General features: G+C 63.3%; 2 protein-coding genes. One reads left to right on the forward strand and one right to left on the reverse strand.

The window, feature by feature from the left end; genetic code table 11:
- Positions 1-922 precede the first annotated feature (922 nt).
- Positions 923-2,314 (forward strand): fused MFS/spermidine synthase, encoded by a 1,392-nt coding sequence (locus tag GVY41_RS19960; protein WP_170301250.1) that lies wholly within the window; start codon positions 923-925, stop codon positions 2,312-2,314.
- Between the two features lie 413 nt (positions 2,315-2,727).
- On the opposite strand, the gene GVY41_RS19965 is transcribed toward GVY41_RS19960, so the two are convergent.
- Positions 2,728-3,708 carry an AAA family ATPase gene (locus tag GVY41_RS19965; protein WP_373283326.1) on the reverse strand — a complete coding sequence of 327 codons (981 nt, stop codon included), beginning with the start codon at positions 3,706-3,708 and terminating at the stop codon, positions 2,728-2,730.
- Positions 3,709-3,926 lie beyond the last annotated feature (218 nt).

The raw sequence follows: 3,926 nt of genomic DNA on the forward strand, positions 1-3,926 counted from the left end.
CTTCTCCTCATCCGTCCAAAGACGCTTCGTCCGACGCGCCACGCCATCACCATAGTGTCCACTATCGATGGTGGACACTATCCGCCTCTCTCACCCCGCGGCAGAGCGGTCGGACCGGACGCTTACGTAGTAAATGTATCTGTAACGGATGTAACGTATTTATAGATATGTATATAATAAGGGACACTACATCCCGTTTCTCCCCATACATACATCCCCCTATATATACTCCTGCACCGTTACAACGTTACATCCGTTACAAACGGATTTTATGCATTCATAACAGAAGCTTGCTTGTAACGCGCCGAGTAACCCCACCGACCGATTTGGTTACAGAACGCCTCTCCCTCCCAGATCTGATGCCCACCAGTCCCCCACTGTCGCGAACTGGGCCCCAAAGTTCGGCCTAGGCCCGCACGCGAACGCAGCTCGTTTTCGGCGTCGGAAGGATGCTGGCGCTGCTCCGTCCTTCATCCGGGCAGACTTGAAGTGGTCAAAGTAAAGTGAGCAATCAGGGCAGGTCCTGCTGCGTCTGCAAGCATGCTCGGCCGCAAAGGCGATCCTGGACACTCGCTGCGACGAGCGTCTGTGCCCGGTTCCCACTCAGCGGAAGTGATGGTTCGTGGACTTCGTTGGCGCTGTCGGGCGGAAGCACCGCTTTCTCTATTCCACCTGAACTGCCCCCTGCTGGCCAGACCTTTATGACGAGAGCTCGCAAATGTGCTTGCTACGCCTGTCTTCTCGCTGGCAAAGAGTCGATCGGCCCCTCGGTCCCGGGAAGACATGACTTCCGGGATAAGCTTGCTAGTCCAGCGGGTCATGCGAAGAGCAGCACCGCTCATCTGCTCCTGACAACGACAAGGAGGCCACCATTCGCTTTTCAGTCACCATCGCCCTCATCCTCGTCCTCTCCGCCGTTGGGCTGACCTACGAGATCGCCGCGGGCCGCGTGCTCGCGCCCTTCTTCGGCACCTCACTGGTGACCTGGACGACCGTGATCGCGACGGTTCTGGGCGGGTTTTCCCTGGGCAGCGCCCTTGGCGGGGTCGTGGCGGAACGGCCGCGCGCCGTCGCATTCCGCGATATCCGCAGCGCGCTTGTTGCGACGGCGGTGCTGATGGCCGTGTCGCCAACGCTGCTCGGTCTGCTTCATGCCTGGGGCGCACGCGGCACTGGTGGCATGATCCTCAGCGTAGTTCTCGTGTTCTTTCCGGCGTCTGTCTGTGTGACCCTGCCGTCACCCTTGCTTGCGAAACTCGCGATGGAGGCCCGCCCGGGACGGGAGGGATCGTCGCTGGGCTTCCTGCTGGCTGCAGGGTCGGTCGGGGCGATCTTCGGGGCCATTCTCGCCGGGTTCGTGACCTTGCCCCTAATCGGCTCGACGGCGACCTTCGCCGCCTGCGGGGCCGTGGCGCTGCTCTGCCTGCCTTTCGTGCGCGGCGGCCAGCCGGGGACTCCCGCCGTGACCATCGCGGCGGCGGGTTTTGTCGCCTTCGCAGGCCTCGCCGGATCGCCTGCCTGCCAATACGAATCCGGTCTGTCCTGCCTCCATGTCGTCCGCCAAGGGCCGGAAGTCCGCCTTGTCTCGGACGGCACAATGCAAGCCGCCGAACGCGTCACGCCGGGAGAGGCGGACGATGGCACCGGGCTTGTCCTGAGCTACACCGGGTGGCTCTGGGCGCGCATGGACCGCGATCTGGGGCCGGAAGCATCGGTTCTGTTCGTCGGTGGCGGCGGTTACACGCTGCCGACAGAGCTGCTCGCCTCGCGCCCGAAGGCACAGGCCGTGGCCGTCGAGATCGACCCCATGGTGACGAAGGTGGTGCGCCTGCATATGCCGGGCGCAGCGGACATGATCGCGAGGGCCGGCTATGACGCCTCCGAGGGCGAAGGCGCAGACGGCCGGCTTGGCATCGTTCACGCCGACGGGCGGGTCTACCTGAACGAAACGGATCAACGCTTTGACGCCGCCGTGATGGACGCGTTCTCCTCCGGCTCGGTCCCGGCGCATCTGGTCACGCGCGAGACCTTCGCCCGCCTGCGGGAGATCGCCGATGGCCCGGTCTATGTGAACCTTCTGGATACCCCCGACGGCCCCCTCGCGCGCGGCGTCCACGCGATCCTGCGGGAATTCTATCCCCACATTGAGGCCGTTCAGGGCCGCGTGACCGCGGGCGGCCGCACCAATATCCTCTTCGCGGCCTCTCTCGCTCCGCTTGAGCCTCTGGAGAGTTTGCCAGACGGCTACGGCCCCACACAAATCTCCGACGCTCGCGCCTTCACCGACGATCGTGGCTGGGTCGGGCACAGGTAGATCTGGCGAGCTGCCCGCTGCCTCCCGCCAAGAGCCGCCAGTCGGCGCCGCTGGGACGGCTCCCCCCGTAGCCGCCATTCATCCTTGCTGCGGCGAACTCTGCGGAGCAGCGCCGGCGTTCCCGATGAAGCTGCCGTTCGCGGGAGCGATTTTGTAATCAGGTTTCAGGCCGATGCTGCCGGCGATGGATCTGGCGAGCGGCGCTGAGCGGCATTCCCCCGATTTCTGCCAGCTGCGATGGGCCGGATGCGGATGCGACCAAGCCTCGCGAAGAGCGGGAACTGCCTGGGCGGCGGTGCGGCGCCGTAGCAGAACCTTCAAGGCCAACCTTCGCGGGAGGCCGTGGATCGCATCCGCCCGGCTTCGCGCCCCGCGTGGACCTGCATTCGCTCACAGCCCTGCGCACCCTCTCGTCATTGCAAAGGTGGAGCATTTTCCAGAAAGACCGCGCGCTGCAGAAGTCGCGACACAAGCCGGAGATCTGGCCGCACCCCCTGGGTCTGGGCATGCCGCAGCGCCATCGCGACAGCATCAATGCTTGCGTCCGACAAGCTCCGTTTTCCGCCGTCACGTCTGACGAATTCGTCCAGTTCTGCGGGTGTCAAATTCCTGAGCCGCATTGGCGGACATCTGCTGAGCAGCGGTTCCGGTAGCAGCTTGTAGTTGTTTGACGTCAGCACCCAGGACACCCAGCTCATGTCGAACCGAACCTGGTAGAATGGGCAACTCCATCGCCGAGCGGTCAATGGCTCAAGCAGAGGCAGCAAGCCTTGGGCTAGACCGAACGTGGCTCCCTTATTCGAGGTTGCCTCCCCTGCCTTTTCGACTTCGTCGACGATCATGATCGGATTGGCAATTCTGGTCTCCAGCACTGTGTTCAGCAAACGGCCTGCCGACGCGTTCCCCCAGCCACGCTGGGTGCCAACCACGCCGAAGGTGGCATTCTCGCCCGTCGCCTCGATGACGGTCACCGGGACAGTGAGCAGATCGCCCAGACGCCGCGCCCAATAGCTCTTGCCGATGCCGGGTGGGCCATCGAGCAGAAGCGGCGGCAATCGCATTCCCTGCCAGCCCTCTCGAACGGATTGGCGCATCGCGTGCCAAACGATCTCTGTCGCGGGCGCCATCCACGGCATGCCCTTGTGCAGCTCCGCGGCAAGCTCATCGGCGCGGGCTTCTGTCGCGATCATGACGAGGCGGGTCCCGTTGCGGAACGCCTCCAGGCGTTCGCGGTCCTGAGTGGGAAGATGGTCCAGGCGGGACGCAGCCTTGCGCAGATCAATGATACGCTGAGCTCGGCGTAGGATCCGCGCAAAGTCGGCATCGGAGATCGGAGGCTCGAACGAGCCCTTGCTCTGGTCGTCATGTTCAGGGTGATCATTGATCAAATCCACCCCCGCTTGGCCGCGTGCAATCTTTGACGAGCGAAGCTCGCTCAGATGATCTTCGAATCGAGTTGCCAAGGTCTTTCGGGTTTGCAACGGGTCTGACCTGCCACGGGATTTTTCCTCCAACTGCGATTAGAGTCCGCTCCATGGAGAGGACGGACGATGAAGCGAACGATACGAACCGAAGAGCAGATCATCGGCATTTTGCAGGAGCATGAGGCCGG

Source organism: Frigidibacter albus, from assembly GCF_009908165.1.
Classification (GTDB): Bacteria; Pseudomonadota; Alphaproteobacteria; order Rhodobacterales; family Rhodobacteraceae; genus Frigidibacter; species Frigidibacter albus.